Source organism: Aminobacter sp. NyZ550 (assembly GCF_025628925.2).
Lineage (GTDB): Bacteria > Pseudomonadota > Alphaproteobacteria > Rhizobiales > Rhizobiaceae > Aminobacter > Aminobacter ciceronei.
Genome location: NZ_CP114190.1, coordinates 2,331,002 through 2,345,132 on the forward strand (window position 1 = coordinate 2,331,002; position 14,131 = coordinate 2,345,132).

Consider the following 14,131-nt stretch of genomic DNA (forward strand, 5'->3'; position numbering starts at 1 on the left):
AGTGAATATGAGCGGGCTTTTAGCGGCCTTGGCTCGTATTGCAAGCGGAGTCGCCATTGATTCCCAAAAAAGCGACATACCGGAACGGAATGCCGCAGCTTAGCCGGGTTTTGCCGCCAGCCACTGGGCCAACTGATCGATGGTGTTGTCGGCGATGGTCTGCATGGTCGCGGGCGCTACCGTTGGCCATCCTTCACCGCTGCCGGTCGACGGCGCGGTCTGCTGGCCGTTGATGCGGTGCAGCCGGGTGCCGGCGGGGTCGTAGACGTCCCAGACATAGACGACCGTCGTGTCCTTGCCCTCGGTCATTGCCGAGAAATAGCCGCGCATGATGATGCCGGGCGGCGTGGTGTCGGTGCTGCCGGCGAGCGTGATGCCGCGTTCGCGGGCCCTGATGCCGAGGCGCTGGGTCAGCGGCGTCGCCGCTTCGACCGTCGCGCCGACGATCGGGGCGAACTGCACGCGCGCTTTGCCGACGATGGCGGCGGTCTGTGCCGGAGCGGCCGCTGCAGCCGTCGATGCAGGACCCGCTGCTGCGGCGGCGGTTGCCGCGCCCGTCACGGCGGGTGCTGCGACATCGGTGCCTTCAGTCCGGGCAAGTGCCGTCGACTGCTCGGTGGGGGCCACGGCAGACGGTTCAAGGACGTCCTTGGCGCTGTTGCAAGCGGACAGTGCGGCAGAGGCGGACAGGCAGGCTGCCGCAAAAATCCAACGTCTCATTTGCCCGAACTCCCTGGCAAACGCCCCTCAGCGCTCTGCGCAATCATCGTACGATCAAGTCGAGATCATGGCGGGACAGCGGCTTGGGTGCGGATTCAGTGGTCAGATAGGTACGACCCAACGTCATCGCGGTCTCGGTTTCCGAATCCATGATGATCATGTGGGCGAACAAAGTCATGTTGGGGGCAATCGGTTCGGGATTGCCCTGGTAGAACATCGGCATGTCCATCCAGGACGGGGTAAAGCGGGCGCCGACCGAGTAACCGCAAGCATTGAGCCGATGCTTGGTCAGGTCATGTGCTTCCAGCGTGCGAGCATGCGCGTCGAAGACGTCGCCGAAGGTGTTGCCCGGCGTCATCGCCTTTTCAACCGCCAGCAGGGCGGCCAGCGAGGCGTCGTAGAGCTCCTGGTGGCGCCTGGAGGCCTTGCCGGTCAGCACCGTGCGCATCATCGGCGCATGGTAGTGGTTGAACACGCCGGCCCATTCCAGCGTCAGCTGGTCGTTCTTGTTGAGCTTGCGGCGGCCGGACTTGTAGCGGCAGAGCAGGGCATCCGCGCCGGAGCCGATGATGAACTCGTTGGCGGGATAGTCGCCGCCGCCGGTGAAGATCGCGCCCTGCATGGCGGCCAGGATCCTGGCTTCGTCACCGCCCTGCTTGATCAGCGGCAGGGCCGCGTCGAGCGCATCGTCGGCGAGGCTCGCCGCTTTTTCCGCCTTTTCGATTTCAGCCGGGCTCTTGAACAGGCGCAAACGCCCGACGATGCCGGACGCATCGACGATCTGGCCGAAGGTCTGCAACTGCTCGTCGAGGCGGCGGCCGTTGAACGCGGTCAGGCCATGGGTGTCGTATTCGACGCCGACACGCGCTCCGAGCAGGCCGAGATCGTTGAGCAGGTTGCGCAGGTCGAGCGTCGGATTCGCATTGTCGCGGTCGGTCCACAGCACGATGTTTTCAATGATCGAGGTGTGGCGTGCCTGGCGCAGGTCGGCCGAACGGGTCAACAGCGTCATCGAGCCGTCGGCCATCACCACCAGCGACTGGAAGAAGCAGAAGCCGAACGTGTCGTAACCGGTCAGCCAATACATGCTTTCCTGCGCGAACAGGACAACGGCATCGAGCTTCTTTTCGGCCATCTCGATCATCAGCCGGTCGCGCCGGGCGTCGAATTCGGTTCGTTCGAAATGCAGCGCCATGCTGTCAGTCCTCCAATGCAATTGCCGAAATCTGCCGCCCGTAATCAGCTTCCTTGCGGTGCGTGGTGCGCCGGTAGGAATAGAACAGCTCTTCTTCCGCATAGGTGCAGCGGTTCAGAGCTTCCGCCTGAACGCCGGCCTTGCGCAGCCGGTCGACCGTGTAGAGGTTGAGGTCGAACATGTGGTGGCCGGCATTCTCCGACGGTGTGAAGTACCTGGCATTGTCGGCGTCGCCTTCGACGAAGCGGGCGACGAATTCGGGGCCGACCTCGTAATTGGCGGCGCTGATCGACGGGCCGAGCACGGCGAGGATGCGCTCGCGCCTGGCGCCGAGGCCCTCCATCGCGGCAACGGTGTTTTCGAGCACGCCCGTAAAGGCGCCTTTCCAGCCGGCATGGGCAGCACCGATGATGCGCGCTTGCGGGTCGGCAAACAGGACTGGGCCGCAATCGGCCGAAGAGGCACCTAGCGCGATGCCGGGCCTGTCGGTCACCAGCGCGTCGGCCTTGGGGCGGCCGTCGGCAAAGGGGCCGGTGGCGACGACGACGTCGGGCGAATGGACCTGGTAGAGGCTGAGCAGGTGGTCGGCCGGCACACCCATCCAACTGGCGACGCGGCGGCGATTCTCGGCCACGCGCGTCTGGTCGTCGTCGGAGCCGACGCCGATGTTGAGGCCCTGATAGATGCCTTCGGAGACCCCGCCGGTGCGGGTGAAGTAACCGTGGCGGATGCCATTGGCCTCCGCGCTGGCGAGCAAGTTGGACCGGATCGGATCCGGTTTCGAGTCGTTCAGCATTGCCGCCTTGTCATCCTCGTCAGCGATTTCGTCAAGGCCGGGCCAGCCGCCACAGGTCGCCTCGCCATATCGAGGCCGGACAGTGGGGCAGGCGCAAGCGTGCTGTCAACTGACGGCGGGGAAGGGAATTCTTGTGCCACGCGGAACAACCGCAAGCACCTTGAACAGTGTTCCCATGGCATCGGGGCCGGCCAGCCGCTCGACCTCGCCGCGGATCTTTTCACGCCCGGCGGCGTCCGCATCGGCACCGAGCTTGCCGGCGCGTTCGAGCAGCCCCATGGCGAGCAGGAACGCGCCCTGGGTTGCCAGATGCGCATCAAGCCCATGTGCCCGGGCTGCCAAAGCAAGGGCAGCGAAGTCGACATGCGAGGTGAGGTCAGCCTCGCCGGGATTTGCGAGCGCGTCGTCATAGTGGTGCTTGCGCAGCGCCTGCAGCGTGTCGCCGATGCCTGGTTCGACATGGCCGTAGTCGAAGAAAAGGCCGGCGCCGCCAAAGGTGGCGAGATGGGTGGCGATCTGCTCCATCGTGCCGGTGCGCGCCGGGGCGAATTCGAAGATCGCACCCTCTGGCGCGGTCGCGGCGGCAACCGGCAGCAGCGCCGTCTCGATCGTTGCCGGGCCGGCAACGAAGCCAAGCTCGCCTGTTTCCTCGAGGCCAACGGCGCGCTCGTGCCAAGCGGCACCGATCCTGACGAACTGGCGGGTCGGGATGGCGTCGAACAGTTCGTTGCCGACGATGAACAGTGGCGCAGTTGGCAGCGTCGACACCGTGTCGTGCCAGTCGATCCGGATGCCGCTGCTGGCGAGCGTCTGTTTCTGCACCCCTCGCAGCTTCGGGCTCGTCTCAACCAGGGCGATGGAGGCGCCGGCGACGAAAGCGCCGTCGAGTTTTTGCAGAACCCTGAGCACGTCCTTCATCAGCGTGCCGCGCCCAGGGCCGATCTCGGCCAACGTCGCGCCGGTTGGAGACCCTGCCGCCTGCCAGGCGGCATAAAGCCAGACGGCGACGAGTTCGCCGAACATCTGGCTGACCTCGGGCGCCGTAGTGAAATCGCCCTCGACACCGAACGGCTCGCGCGTCGTGTAATAGCCGTCAGTTGGATCGAACAGGCACAGCGCCATGTAGTCGGCGACGCTGATCGGGCCCGATGCCGCGATCAGGCCTGCGATGCGCGTCCTGAGCGCAGTCATGCCGGCCTGGCGATCTGCGTGACCGGCTTGGCCGACAGCATCGCCCACAGGCCGATCAGCACCATCGGCACCGACAGCACCATGCCCATGGTCAGCCAGCCGCCGAGGAGATAGCCGATCTGCTGGTCGGGCTCACGGAAGAACTCGACGAATATGCGCGACAGGCCATAGCCGCAGACGAAGGCGCCGGCGATGAAACGCGGCGTCTTCAGTTTGAGCCTGGAATGAGTCAGGAAACGCAGCACGAGGAACAGGACCAGGCCTTCGAGCAGGGCCTCGTAGATCTGGCTCGGGTGACGCAGGAAAGGTCCGCCGGTGGGAAACTCGATCGCCCATGGCACGTCGGTCACCCGGCCCCATAGCTCCGAATTGATGAAGTTGGCGAGGCGCACCAGGCCGAGGCCGACCGGCACGCCGGCGGCAACGACGTCGATCAGCGACCAGACGAGGATGCCGTGCTTGCGGGCGAACAGCACCATGGCAAGGGTGACGCCGAGCAGGCCGCCATGAAACGACATGCCGCCCTGCCAGACCGCGAAGATGTCGAGCGGATTGGAGATGTAGCGGGCGAGGTCGTAAAACAGGATGTAGCCGATGCGGCCACCAAGCACGACGCCAGCCGCTGCCCAGACCAGGAAATCGTCGAGGGCCTCGGGCTTCATCGGCAGCACGCCGTTCGGCCACAGACGGGTGTTGGTCACCAGCCGCTTGCCGTACCACCAGGCAAACAGGATGCCGACGATGTAGCCCAGCCCGTACCAGTGAATGGCCAGCGGTCCGAGTTGCACGATGACGGGATCGATGTTCGGAAAGGGCAGGGCAGCCAGCGGCAAGGCAAGGTATTCGCTCAAGTCAGTCTCCAGGGCAGGCAATCGCGGCGGACCATGCGGCAGGCTTTTGGCACGGTCAAGGCAGGCAACCCCGCAGTAACCGAGAAGTCATTGCGAGCAGGCGGGCATCTTTGCCGCAGCATTTGGCACCCTGTCGGGGCCACGATATCCTTGCATTCCGGGGCTTGCCCCACTACGTCGAATGGACAACGCGAGGGTTAGCCATGACGACCGGACCGAACCGCATTCTGGATGAATTCGCCAAGCTGATGACCGATGCCGCGGGTGCCGCCCAGGGCGTCAGGCGCGAGGTCGAAACCGCGTTCCGTTCGCAGGCCGAGCGCGCGATGAATTCGCTCGAACTGGTCCAGCGCGAGGAGTTCGAGGCGGTTCGCGACATGGCGATCAAGGCTCGTGCCGAAAACAAGGCGCTGGTTGCCCGCATCGAGGCACTCGAGGCTCAACTCGCCGGCCGCGCCGGTGAAGATGCCGACACGGCCTCACCGGCGGCCTCGCCAAAGCCCCGTACAAAGAAATAATTCGTTAACTTTTCCACAAAGCGCCATCCGAAAAAGTGCTTTGTCGTGAATCGCTTACCGGCGCTTTGTGAATCTGCGCCGCAGCCTGTTTCCACATCCGAATGGGACGTTGCGAAAAATTGGGCTGTTCACGAGAGTCACGATCAATACACTGAATTTACTGCACGATTCGAAACACCGTCGTGCACCGGATGGCGCGGTCCGGCTGGGGGGTATTGAGTCCGGCAGCGCTGGTCGTCCGAGTTCAAGAATAAGTTCGTCGTGTGTGTCCCCCGCGCGGAGCGCGATGACGCGCCCGGAACGACAGGAAGCATTTATGGAACTTCTCGAACTCGAGTTCTCCCGCGAAATCCATCCGGTGGATGTCATCGAGCAGGTGGCTCATAACAACGACTGGGCGTTCGAACGTGCCGGCGACGACGAGATCTCGATTTCGGTTGTCGGCAACTGGACCGAGTACCAGGTGTCGTTTTCCTGGATGGAAGACTTCGAGGCCCTGCACCTAGCATGCGCCTTCGATGTCAAGGTGCCGGAAAGCCGTACGCTTGAGATTCTCAGGCTCTTGTCGCTGATCAACGAGCAGATGCTGTTCGGGCATTTCGATCTTTGGGAAACCGAAGGCGCGATCATGTTCCGCCAGTCGCTGCTGCTCGCCGGCGGCGTCGAGCCGACCAGCCAGCAGGTCGAAGTGCTACTGTCATCGGCGCTTGAAGCCTGCGAATGCTATTTCCAGGCTTTCCAGTTCGTCGTCTGGTCGGGCACCTCGGCCAAGGACGCACTGGCCAGCGTGCTGTTCGAGACGCACGGCAACGCCTGAGACTGTCGGATGAGTTCGCACAAGGCGCCGAAAGCGGAGATCAGCTTTGCCGATTTCGACAAGGTCGACATACGCACCGGCACGATCGTCGAGGTCGAGCCGTTCCCGGAAGCGCGCAAGCCGGCGTTCAAGCTGAAGATCGATTTTGGCACCGATATCGGCGTCAAGAAATCGTCGGCGCAGATCACCAAATATTATACGCCCGAGACGCTGCTGGGTCGGCAGGTGTTCGCCGTCGTCAACTTCCCGCCGCGCCAGATCGGCCCGTTCATGTCGGAAGTGCTCACCCTTGGCTTCCCCGACGAGGACGGCGACGTCGTGCTCGGCGCCATAGAGCGCAAGGTGCCGGACGGCGGCCGCCTGTTCTAGGATTCAGGTGAGGCCGGCCTGCAAATGGCGGCTCCCTGCGTTTCCGGTACTCACGTACCCAAATGTAGGGTCCGTTCCGGTTCTCGGAACCCACCATTTTCGACTCGGCCTGACCTGAATCGCGGATGCGCTGGGCATCACGCGGCGTAAGCCGCCTTCACATTGTCCAGGAACATTTCGGCGCAGGCATTCCAGGTGTAGCGCATGGCCCGTTCGCGGGCCTCGGTGCGGTCGACCTTGAGTGCGCCCAGTGCTGCCTCGCGCAGGTCTTCCGAAACAACGCCTCCGATGCCGTCGCCGACGATGTCGATCGGCCCAGTCACCGGATAGGCGGCAACAGGCGTGCCGCTGGCCAGCGCCTCGATGATGACATTGCCGAAGGTGTCGGTGCGGCTCGGGAAGACGAAAACGTCTGATGAGGCGTAGATCTCGGCCAGTTCGTCGCTCGGGCGGCGCCCGAGGAAATGCGCCTCAGGATATTTTGCCTTCAGCCTTTCGAGTTCTGGCCCGTCGCCGACAAGCACCTTGGTGCCGGGCAGGTCGAGGTCGAGGAAGGCTGGCAGGTTCTTCTCCACCGCGATGCGGCCGACGCACAGGAAGATCGGCCGCGGCAGGTCCATCTCGACCTTCTTGTCGGGATGGAAGTGGTTGATGTCGACGCCGCGCGTCCATGGTCGGAGTTTTTCGAAGCCCCGCGATGCCAGGTCGTCGGCGAGCGACTGCGTTGCGACCATGCAGCCCTGGCCGGAGTTGTGGAAATTGCGCAGCAGGCCGTAGGTCCAGCTCTCCGGCAGCGGCAGACGGGCGCTTACATATTCGGGAAAGCGGGTGTGGTAGCTTGTGGTGAAGGGGCGCTTGCTGGCGAGGCAATAGCGCCGCGCCATCATGCCGAGCGGGCCTTCGGTCACCAGATGGATGTGGTCGGGTCGCCGTTGCTCGATGATCCGCGCCACGTTGCCGGGCGTGGTCAGCGCCAGCCTTATGTCGGGATAGGTCGGCATCGGCAAGGTGCGGAAGATGTTGGGTGTCAGGAAGTCGGCCTCGGCACCGAAGGCGGTCAGGGTTTCGGCCAGTCGTTCGAGCGTGTGGACGACGCCATTGATCTGCGGACGCCATGCGTCGGTGACCATCAGGATGCGCAAGGGCGTCTTCCCCGTTGTCCGCGTCCCGGCCTGCCGGGAATCAGCGGTCCTCCATTCGTTGCGAGGCGCCTTTGAGCAGCATTGCATGACGCTGGAATGACGACGGCTTTGTTCGCAACGGCTGCAGCGCCGCGCGTCCACTCGGATGCCCGCAGGACGCTGTACCGATTTGAAGTGATGCATGACCCGAAAATCGACTCGGATTCTCGGGTCATGCGCGGGCGAGGTCGGTTCTGCCCGAACCGGTATTTTCTTTGTGACGATTTTTCCCGGGGCGGGGCTCGGCGTGAAATCCGATCCTTTGCCTGGAGAGGGGCGTTTGCCGAGGATATGGCCAAGCTTCGCATTGAGCGGGGCGAGCCATCCTCCCAACGGCTCTCAGTGAGAATTCGAAATGACCGAGATCACCAAGTCCCTTTCCAACCGCAACACGATCAGCCGCCGCACGGCATTTGCCGCGCTGCTCGCCTCCGTCGTCACCGTCATCAGCTTCACCGTTCCGCAACAGGCGCTCGCCGAGGATAAGACCGCGATCAAGGTCGGCATCATCTCAGGCGAGGACGAGGATGTCTGGCGCGTGGTGAAGGCCGAGGCCGCCAAGCAGGGCCTCGCCATCGAAACCGTCGTGTTCAACGACTACACCCAACCAAACGAGGCGCTGGAGCGCGGCGAGATCGACGCCAACGCCTTCCAGCACCAGCCTTATCTCGACAACCAGATCAAGACGCAGGGCTACCATATTACCCCAGTCGGCTACACCGGCCTGTGGCCGATCGGGCTCTATTCGAAGAAGCACGCCAAGGTCGAGACGCTGCCGGAAGCCGCCATCATCGGTGTGCCCAACGATCCCTCCAACGAAGGCCGTGCCCTGCGTGTGCTCGCCGACGCCGGCCTGATCAAGCTCAAGGACGGCATCGGCATCCTGGCAACCGTCGCCGACGTCGTCGATAATCCGAAGAAGTTCGAGATCAAGGAACTCGACGCCGGCATCGTCGGCCGTTCGGTCGAGGATCTCGACGCCGCGGTGGTCAACACCGACTGGGCGCTGAAGAGCGGGCTGACGCCCGAGCACCGGATCGCCCAGGAGCCGGTCGCAGAAAATCCGTACCGCAACTTCATCGCCGTCAAGACCGGCAGCGAGAACGAAGCCTGGGTCAAGAAGCTTGTCGCCGCCTATCAGAACCCGACCGTCAAGGCCGAGTTCGACCGCGTCTACAAGGGCACCGGCGTCGCCGCCTACTGAGCTTGACGACTGATTACAATGGAGGCGGCCTGCCATGAATGGCGGGCCGCCTTCCGCATTGCCGAGGGAATTTCATGGCCCAGCATTTTGCACCCATCGAAGGGGCGTCCCCTGTCGATACTGCGCTGTCGGAGACGGTGGTGCGCATCGTCGACCTCAGGCGGCGCTTCGGCCAGACACCGGCCGTCGACGGCGTTTCGCTCACCGTGCGCAAGGGCGAGGTACTTGGTATCATCGGCCGCAGCGGCGCCGGCAAGTCGACGCTGATCCGCTGCCTGAACGGACTGGAGCGACCCGACAGTGGCCAGATCTTCGTCGAGGGCCGTGAGATCACTGGCCTCAGCGAGCGCGATCTGCAGCCGCTGCGCCGACGTATCGGCATGATCTTCCAGCACTTCAACCTGTTGTCGGCCAAGACTGTCGAGGAGAATGTCGCGCTGCCGCTCAAGATCGAAGGCCAGCCCAGGGACGAGCGGCTCAGGCGTGCCGCCGAACTGCTCGAACTCGTCGGTCTCGCCGACAAGGCCAAGGCCTACCCAGCGGCACTTTCGGGCGGGCAGAAGCAGCGTGTCGGCATCGCGCGCGCGCTCGCCGCGCGGCCGGCGGTCCTGCTCTCCGACGAGGCGACCTCGGCGCTCGATCCAGAGACGACGCGCTCGATCCTGGCATTGCTGAAGGACATCAACCAAAAGCTCGGCCTGACTATCCTGCTGATCACCCACGAGTTGGAGGTGGTCCGCAGCATTGCCGACCGCGTCGCCGTCATCGATGCCGGGCGAATCGTCGAGGAAGGGCCGGTGTGGTCGATCTTCGCCGACCCGCGCACCGAAGTGACGCGCAGCCTGCTCGCCGGCATCCGGCCGCAGCTGCCGCAGGCGATCGCCACACGGCTAACCGGCGTTGGACGCGAGGCCATCCTGCGCGTCGACATCGCAGGCGAAGCGGCGCGCCGGCCGCTGCTCCAGGAGCTGGCAACGTCGGTTCCCGGCCGGTTCCGGCTGGTCCATGGCGGCATCGACACCATACAGGGGGAGCCTGTCGGAACGCTGTTCCTCGGCGTCGACACTGCATCGCGCGGTATCGCCGAAACAATCGAATTCCTGAATGCCCGGAAAGCGCGGGTCGAGGTGCTTGGTTATGTCACAGACAATGCTTGAACTTCTTCTGCGCTCGTTGTGGGAGACCGTGCTGATGACGGCTGCATCGGGCTTGATCTCTCTGGTCTTCGGCTTGCCGCTCGGCCTGGCGCTCGTTGCCACCGACCGCGGCGGTATCGCCTGCAATCGCTGGGTCAACGGCATCCTCGGCGCACTCGTCAACGGCTTCCGCTCGGTGCCGTTCATCATCCTCCTGGTGGCGCTGATCCCAGTGACGCGGTTGATCGTCGGCACGTCGATCGGCACCTGGGCGGCGATCGTACCGCTGGCGATTGCCGCCACGCCCTATTATGCGCGCATCGCCGAAGTGTCGCTGCGCGAGGTCGATCGCGGCCTGATCGAGGCTGTGCGCGCCATGGGCGGCGGGCGCTGGGCGATCATCCGAGAGGTGCTGGTACCCGAGGCACTGCCAGGCATCGTTGCCGGCTTCACCGTTACGCTGGTGACGCTGGTCGGCGCCTCGGCCATGGCGGGTGCCATCGGTGCGGGCGGGCTCGGCGACCTCGCCATTCGCTACGGTTACCAGCGTTTCGAGACGGCTGTCATGGTTGCGGTCGTGGCTGTGCTGATCGTGCTCGTCTGTGGCATCCAGTGGATCGGCGACAGGCTGGTGACGCGGCTCGATCGCCGCGGCTGATCAGGCCGGCACGCGGATCATGGCGCGCAGGCCGCCCAGCGGGCTGTCGCTCAGCTTGATGTCGCCACCATGGCTGCGGGCGATGTCGCGGGCGACGGCCAGGCCGAGGCCGGTGCCGGTCGAATCAAGATTGCGCGCCTCGTCGAGGCGGTAGAACGGCTTGAACACCTCTTCGCGCTTCTCTTCCGGAATGCCGGGGCCGTTGTCGTCGACCATCACCACCAGCATGCCGCGATCGTGGACCGCCTTGACCTCGACCTCCTTGGCATAGCGGAAGGCGTTGCCGACGACGTTCTGCAGCAGGCGGTTGAACGCATTGGGGCGAACATGCACCTCGGGCTCGCCGACGAGCGTGATCTTGAGCTTGCGCTTGCGCAGCTTGGCTTCGTCACCCAGCCTGTCGAGATAGGTGGCAAGATCGAAGCGGCCGGGATCCTCCGAAGCCTCGCCGCGGGCGAAAGCCAGATAGGCCTCGAGCATCGACTGCATGTCGTCGACATCCTGGCTGAGTGCTTCGGTGTCGACCTTGCTGCCTGACAGAGCCAGCTGCAGCTTGAAGCGCGTCAGGATGGTGCGCAGGTCGTGGCTGACGCCGGTCAGCATCGCCGTGCGCTGCTCGATCTGGCGTTCGATGCGTTCGCGCATCTGGATGAAGGCGAAACCGGCGCGTCGCACTTCTTCGGCGCCGCGTGGCCGGAAGTTGACCGGCATCGGCCGGCCCTTGCCAAAACTTTCGGCAGCCTCGGTGAGTTGCAAGATCGGGCGGATCTGGTTGCGCAGGAACGGAATGGCGATCATCAGCAGGACCAGTGACGTGCCGACCATCCACAGCAGGAAGATGTGGGTGTTCGAGGCATAGGCCTGGCTGCGGCGCACGAACACGCGCAATACCTTGTCGTCGAGCTGGACGCGCACTTCGACGATGTTGGAGTTGCCGACGGTATCGAGCCAGAACGGCCGGTTGATCTGCTTGCGGATTTCCGACGACAGCGCCTGGTCGAGGATCGAGAAGAACGGTTTCGGGCCAGGCGGGGGCAGGGGTTCGGCCGGCAACAGGTCGATCTTCAGCGACATGCGCTCCTGGGCGATGCGGATGATCTGGGCATAACTTTCGGGCTGCGGAAAGGTGTCGAGCAGGTCGATGATGCCGGCGATGTCACGCGTCACCGCCTGTGACAGGCGCACAGTCACCGTCTGCCAGTGCCGCTCCATGAAGACGAAGGCGACGACCGACTGCAGCAGGATCATCGGCGTGATGACGATGAGCAGCGAGCGCGCGTAGAGCCGCTTCGGCATATAGATGGAGACACGTCGCCAGAAGCGGTTCCAGCTGCGCGGCACAGCCGTCAGCGCACGCCACATGCGTGTGCCGAGCCTGCCTCCGCCGGGCCGTTCCATGTCGGTGGTTGCCATCCGCCCTTCCACTTGCCGCTAACCGGTCAGGTTCCGGCCGGCTCGCCTCGATCCTAGCCCACGCCGGATCGTTCTGAAACTGTCTTTGAAGTTCAACAGCTTACGTTGTCAAACTCCGTCTCGCCCGATGCTGAAAACATAGGGCTTTTTCCTACAGCGCCAGATGGCTCTGGATTTACCGATGCCTGGAGAAGATCACCCGGAACTGTGCCGAGACTGTGTCGCCAGTGCGTCGATGATCTCGGGCGCGGACAGACAGAGCGTCCGACCCACGTGTTGCGGCACAACAAAATTTGCCCGCCGTTGCGACCAGGTTGATGAACGGGGGATGACGAGGTTCGGGCCGCTGACACGGCCCGAAGTCGTCTGGCGGTCAGATGCCGAGCAGTTTCTTGGCTTCGTTGAGGGCTGCTTCCGATCCGGCGTGGTCGCCGGATGCGTGCAACTGTTCGCCCTTGGCGCGCAGTTCCTTGACCTTCGTCATGTCCGCCTCGGCAAGCGTCGAGGTGGGCAGAGCGGCGTCGATCGCCGCCATGATGCTGGGGCAGGAATTGGCGAATGCGGTGGCTGGCAAGACAGACAGGGCAAATGCAAGCGTGATTGCGCGTAACATGGCCGTTTCTCCCACGCCGGCCCGCTTGATGCGGCAGAGGTGTTGCCGGCGCGCCATGTTACCTCGGAGTGACCGGCTTCAACAACCGGCCATCCGGAACTGCCCGGCTACTCCACGCTGAGCCGGTAGCCGATGCCGCGTACCGTCTGGAGCCAGACGGGATTGGCCGGATCGCGCTCGATCTTGCGGCGCAGACGGTTGATCTGGACGTCGATGGTGCGCTCGCCGACTTCCGAGTCGCCGGTCACCAGTTCATGGCGCGGGATGGTCTCGCCGGCACGCGCGGCAAAGATCGCCAGGATTTCCTGCTCGCGATCGGTCAGCTTGAGGGCTTCGCCGCCACGCTTCAGTTCGCGCCGCGCAATCTGGAAGGTGTAGGGGCCAAACACCAGTTGCTCGACCTTCGGAGTTGCCGCCGGGCCGCCGCGGCGCAGGATGTTGTTGATCCTGAGGATCAGTTCGCGCGGGTCGAACGGCTTGGGCAGATAGTCGTCGGCGCCGGCCTCAAGACCGGTGATGCGGCTGTCGGTCTCCGACAGGGCCGTCAGCATCAGGATCGGCACGTCCTTCTGGTCACGCAGCGACTTGGTCAGTTCGATGCCGTTTTCGCCCGGCATCATCACGTCGAGGATGAGAAGGTCGAAATCAAGGCCGGCAAGCTTGCGCCGCGCCTCATCGGCATTGCCAGCGACAGTAACGCGAAAGCCGTTTTCGGTCAGATACTGCTTGAGCAGGTTGCGGATGCGCGTGTCGTCGTCGACGACGAGCAGATGCGGGGCATCGTCGCCCAACGTGGCCTGGCTGGCCGTCTTGTCGTTATTCTCCATGGTCTTTCCCCGGCGTGTTTCCGGGCAGATGATCAATCTGCGCCCTTAATTCGGGATTGACCATCGCCTTGAGGAATCTTTCGATCCAGGCGCGCTCGGTCTCTCCCGCGCCTTCAAGTGCCGCATGGATGCGGCGTGACTGTGGCCGCGCCAGCGCCAGTGTCAATGTGCGGCCCTTGGGCGTCGGGTAGAGTTCACGCTGGCGCCGGTCGCGCGGCCCCTGCACCTGAACGATATAGCCGGCGTCGATGAGCTGCTTGAGCACCCGCGCCAGGCTCTGCTTGGTGATTTTCAGCACGTCGAGCAGCTCGGCGACCGTCAGTCCGGGCAGGCGATTGACGAAGTGAAGCACGCGGTGATGGGCGCGGCCGAAACCGTATTCGGCGAGGATCTGGTCGGGGTCGGAGGTGAAGTCGCGATAGGCGAAATACATCAGTTCGATGATCGAGAAATCGATGCCTTCGTCTGCCGTCACGGCGGTGCGGATCGGTTGGGCGGTTGCGCCGCTGCGTTGTGCCATAGAATTCCTGTTCGTCAATTTATGTCAGCACTGTTGACATAAATTAGGTGCGATGGTAATTTTTGCCAAGCTTTTCGGCGGATTGCGAACGAAAAGGCAAGGTGCGGTGGTTTTTTCCGAAA

The 14,131-nt window shown here is 63.8% G+C and carries 16 protein-coding genes; 6 read left to right on the top strand and 10 right to left on the bottom strand.

Features of this window, described 5'->3' with window-relative positions:
- Window positions 1-99: 99 nt before the first annotated feature.
- The 5 genes from N7E70_RS11495 to lgt form a co-directional block, all read right to left on the bottom strand.
- The gene (locus N7E70_RS11495) at window positions 100-720 is read right to left on the bottom strand and encodes a hypothetical protein (RefSeq protein WP_067959422.1); all 621 of its coding nucleotides are present in this window, start codon (window positions 718-720) and stop codon (window positions 100-102) included.
- Between the two features lie 43 nt (window positions 721-763).
- Window positions 764-1,915, bottom strand: a complete 1,152-nt coding sequence (locus tag N7E70_RS11500) for a M24 family metallopeptidase (protein ID WP_067959425.1) — start codon at window positions 1,913-1,915, stop codon at window positions 764-766.
- A 4-nt stretch (window positions 1,916-1,919) separates the two neighbouring features.
- Complete coding sequence (gene pgeF / locus N7E70_RS11505; protein ID WP_067959427.1) at window positions 1,920-2,711, bottom strand: peptidoglycan editing factor PgeF; 792 nt, start codon at window positions 2,709-2,711, stop codon at window positions 1,920-1,922.
- Between the two features lie 105 nt (window positions 2,712-2,816).
- The gene (locus N7E70_RS11510) at window positions 2,817-3,902 is read right to left on the bottom strand and encodes a class I SAM-dependent methyltransferase (RefSeq protein ID WP_263006414.1); all 1,086 of its coding nucleotides are present in this window, start codon (window positions 3,900-3,902) and stop codon (window positions 2,817-2,819) included.
- Complete coding sequence (lgt, locus tag N7E70_RS11515) at window positions 3,899-4,753, bottom strand: prolipoprotein diacylglyceryl transferase (protein WP_154384765.1); 855 nt, start codon at window positions 4,751-4,753, stop codon at window positions 3,899-3,901. Before lgt ends, N7E70_RS11510 begins: the two co-directional genes overlap by 4 nt.
- A 203-nt stretch (window positions 4,754-4,956) precedes the next feature.
- On the opposite strand from lgt, the gene N7E70_RS11520 reads away from it, so the two are divergent.
- The 3 genes from N7E70_RS11520 (at window position 4,957) to N7E70_RS11530 (ending at window position 6,457) form a co-directional block, all read left to right on the top strand.
- On the top strand, window positions 4,957-5,271 hold the full coding sequence (locus N7E70_RS11520) for an accessory factor UbiK family protein (protein ID WP_067959433.1): 315 nt from the start codon (window positions 4,957-4,959) through the stop codon (window positions 5,269-5,271).
- A gap of 316 nt (window positions 5,272-5,587) precedes the next feature.
- The gene (locus N7E70_RS11525) at window positions 5,588-6,088 is read left to right on the top strand and encodes a YbjN domain-containing protein (RefSeq protein ID WP_067959436.1); all 501 of its coding nucleotides are present in this window, start codon (window positions 5,588-5,590) and stop codon (window positions 6,086-6,088) included.
- A 9-nt stretch (window positions 6,089-6,097) separates the two neighbouring features.
- On the top strand, window positions 6,098-6,457 hold the full coding sequence (locus N7E70_RS11530) for a tRNA-binding protein (RefSeq protein WP_067959441.1): 360 nt from the start codon (window positions 6,098-6,100) through the stop codon (window positions 6,455-6,457).
- 137 nt (window positions 6,458-6,594) lie between these two features.
- Here the strand turns inward: N7E70_RS11530 and N7E70_RS11535 are convergent, their stop codons facing one another.
- Window positions 6,595-7,599 (bottom strand): glycosyltransferase family 4 protein, encoded by a 1,005-nt coding sequence (locus tag N7E70_RS11535; RefSeq protein ID WP_263006415.1) that lies wholly within the window; start codon window positions 7,597-7,599, stop codon window positions 6,595-6,597.
- 394 nt (window positions 7,600-7,993) lie between these two features.
- Between N7E70_RS11535 and N7E70_RS11540 the strand changes: the two genes are divergently transcribed.
- The 3 genes from N7E70_RS11540 to N7E70_RS11550 all read left to right on the top strand — a co-directional run bounded on the left by N7E70_RS11540 (window position 7,994) and on the right by N7E70_RS11550 (window position 10,636).
- Entirely contained in the window at window positions 7,994-8,842 is an 849-nt protein-coding gene (locus N7E70_RS11540; protein WP_263006416.1) for a MetQ/NlpA family ABC transporter substrate-binding protein, read from the top strand.
- A gap of 74 nt (window positions 8,843-8,916) precedes the next feature.
- Window positions 8,917-9,999 (top strand): methionine ABC transporter ATP-binding protein, encoded by a 1,083-nt coding sequence (locus tag N7E70_RS11545; RefSeq protein ID WP_263006417.1) that lies wholly within the window; start codon window positions 8,917-8,919, stop codon window positions 9,997-9,999.
- Complete coding sequence (locus N7E70_RS11550; protein WP_067959453.1) at window positions 9,980-10,636, top strand: methionine ABC transporter permease; 657 nt, start codon at window positions 9,980-9,982, stop codon at window positions 10,634-10,636. Before N7E70_RS11545 ends, N7E70_RS11550 begins: the two co-directional genes overlap by 20 nt.
- Here N7E70_RS11550 and N7E70_RS11555 read toward each other — a convergent pair whose 3' ends face one another.
- The 4 genes from N7E70_RS11555 to N7E70_RS11570 all read right to left on the bottom strand — a co-directional run bounded on the left by N7E70_RS11555 (window position 10,637) and on the right by N7E70_RS11570 (window position 14,009).
- Window positions 10,637-12,049: an ATP-binding protein gene (locus N7E70_RS11555; RefSeq protein ID WP_154384767.1), complete on the bottom strand. Its 1,413-nt coding sequence runs from the start codon at window positions 12,047-12,049 to the stop codon at window positions 10,637-10,639.
- 373 nt (window positions 12,050-12,422) lie between these two features.
- Complete coding sequence (locus tag N7E70_RS11560; protein ID WP_263006418.1) at window positions 12,423-12,662, bottom strand: hypothetical protein; 240 nt, start codon at window positions 12,660-12,662, stop codon at window positions 12,423-12,425.
- A 107-nt stretch (window positions 12,663-12,769) separates the two neighbouring features.
- A complete protein-coding gene (locus N7E70_RS11565; RefSeq protein ID WP_067959456.1) occupies window positions 12,770-13,489 on the bottom strand; it encodes a response regulator in 720 nt (239 codons plus the stop codon).
- The gene (locus N7E70_RS11570) at window positions 13,479-14,009 is read right to left on the bottom strand and encodes a MarR family winged helix-turn-helix transcriptional regulator (protein ID WP_067959459.1); all 531 of its coding nucleotides are present in this window, start codon (window positions 14,007-14,009) and stop codon (window positions 13,479-13,481) included. Before N7E70_RS11570 ends, N7E70_RS11565 begins: the two co-directional genes overlap by 11 nt.
- Between the last annotated feature and the right edge of the window lie 122 nt (window positions 14,010-14,131).

What these genes read in the sequence shown, in the direction of transcription:
- N7E70_RS11495 (WP_067959422.1), bottom strand. Translation starts at nt 720, where the DNA reads ATGAGACGTTGGATTTTTGCGGCAGCCTGCCTGTCCGCCTCTGCCGCA.
- N7E70_RS11500 (WP_067959425.1), bottom strand. Translation starts at nt 1,915, where the DNA reads ATGGCGCTGCATTTCGAACGAACCGAATTCGACGCCCGGCGCGACCGG.
- pgeF (WP_067959427.1), bottom strand. Translation starts at nt 2,711, where the DNA reads ATGCTGAACGACTCGAAACCGGATCCGATCCGGTCCAACTTGCTCGCC.
- N7E70_RS11510 (WP_263006414.1), bottom strand. Translation starts at nt 3,902, where the DNA reads ATGACTGCGCTCAGGACGCGCATCGCAGGCCTGATCGCGGCATCGGGC.
- N7E70_RS11520 (WP_067959433.1), top strand. Translation starts at nt 4,957, where the DNA reads ATGACGACCGGACCGAACCGCATTCTGGATGAATTCGCCAAGCTGATG.
- N7E70_RS11525 (WP_067959436.1), top strand. Translation starts at nt 5,588, where the DNA reads ATGGAACTTCTCGAACTCGAGTTCTCCCGCGAAATCCATCCGGTGGAT.
- N7E70_RS11530 (WP_067959441.1), top strand. Translation starts at nt 6,098, where the DNA reads ATGAGTTCGCACAAGGCGCCGAAAGCGGAGATCAGCTTTGCCGATTTC.
- N7E70_RS11540 (WP_263006416.1), top strand. Translation starts at nt 7,994, where the DNA reads ATGACCGAGATCACCAAGTCCCTTTCCAACCGCAACACGATCAGCCGC.
- N7E70_RS11545 (WP_263006417.1), top strand. Translation starts at nt 8,917, where the DNA reads ATGGCCCAGCATTTTGCACCCATCGAAGGGGCGTCCCCTGTCGATACT.
- N7E70_RS11550 (WP_067959453.1), top strand. Translation starts at nt 9,980, where the DNA reads ATGTCACAGACAATGCTTGAACTTCTTCTGCGCTCGTTGTGGGAGACC.
- N7E70_RS11555 (WP_154384767.1), bottom strand. Translation starts at nt 12,049, where the DNA reads ATGGCAACCACCGACATGGAACGGCCCGGCGGAGGCAGGCTCGGCACA.
- N7E70_RS11560 (WP_263006418.1), bottom strand. Translation starts at nt 12,662, where the DNA reads ATGTTACGCGCAATCACGCTTGCATTTGCCCTGTCTGTCTTGCCAGCC.
- N7E70_RS11565 (WP_067959456.1), bottom strand. Translation starts at nt 13,489, where the DNA reads ATGGAGAATAACGACAAGACGGCCAGCCAGGCCACGTTGGGCGACGAT.
- N7E70_RS11570 (WP_067959459.1), bottom strand. Translation starts at nt 14,009, where the DNA reads ATGGCACAACGCAGCGGCGCAACCGCCCAACCGATCCGCACCGCCGTG.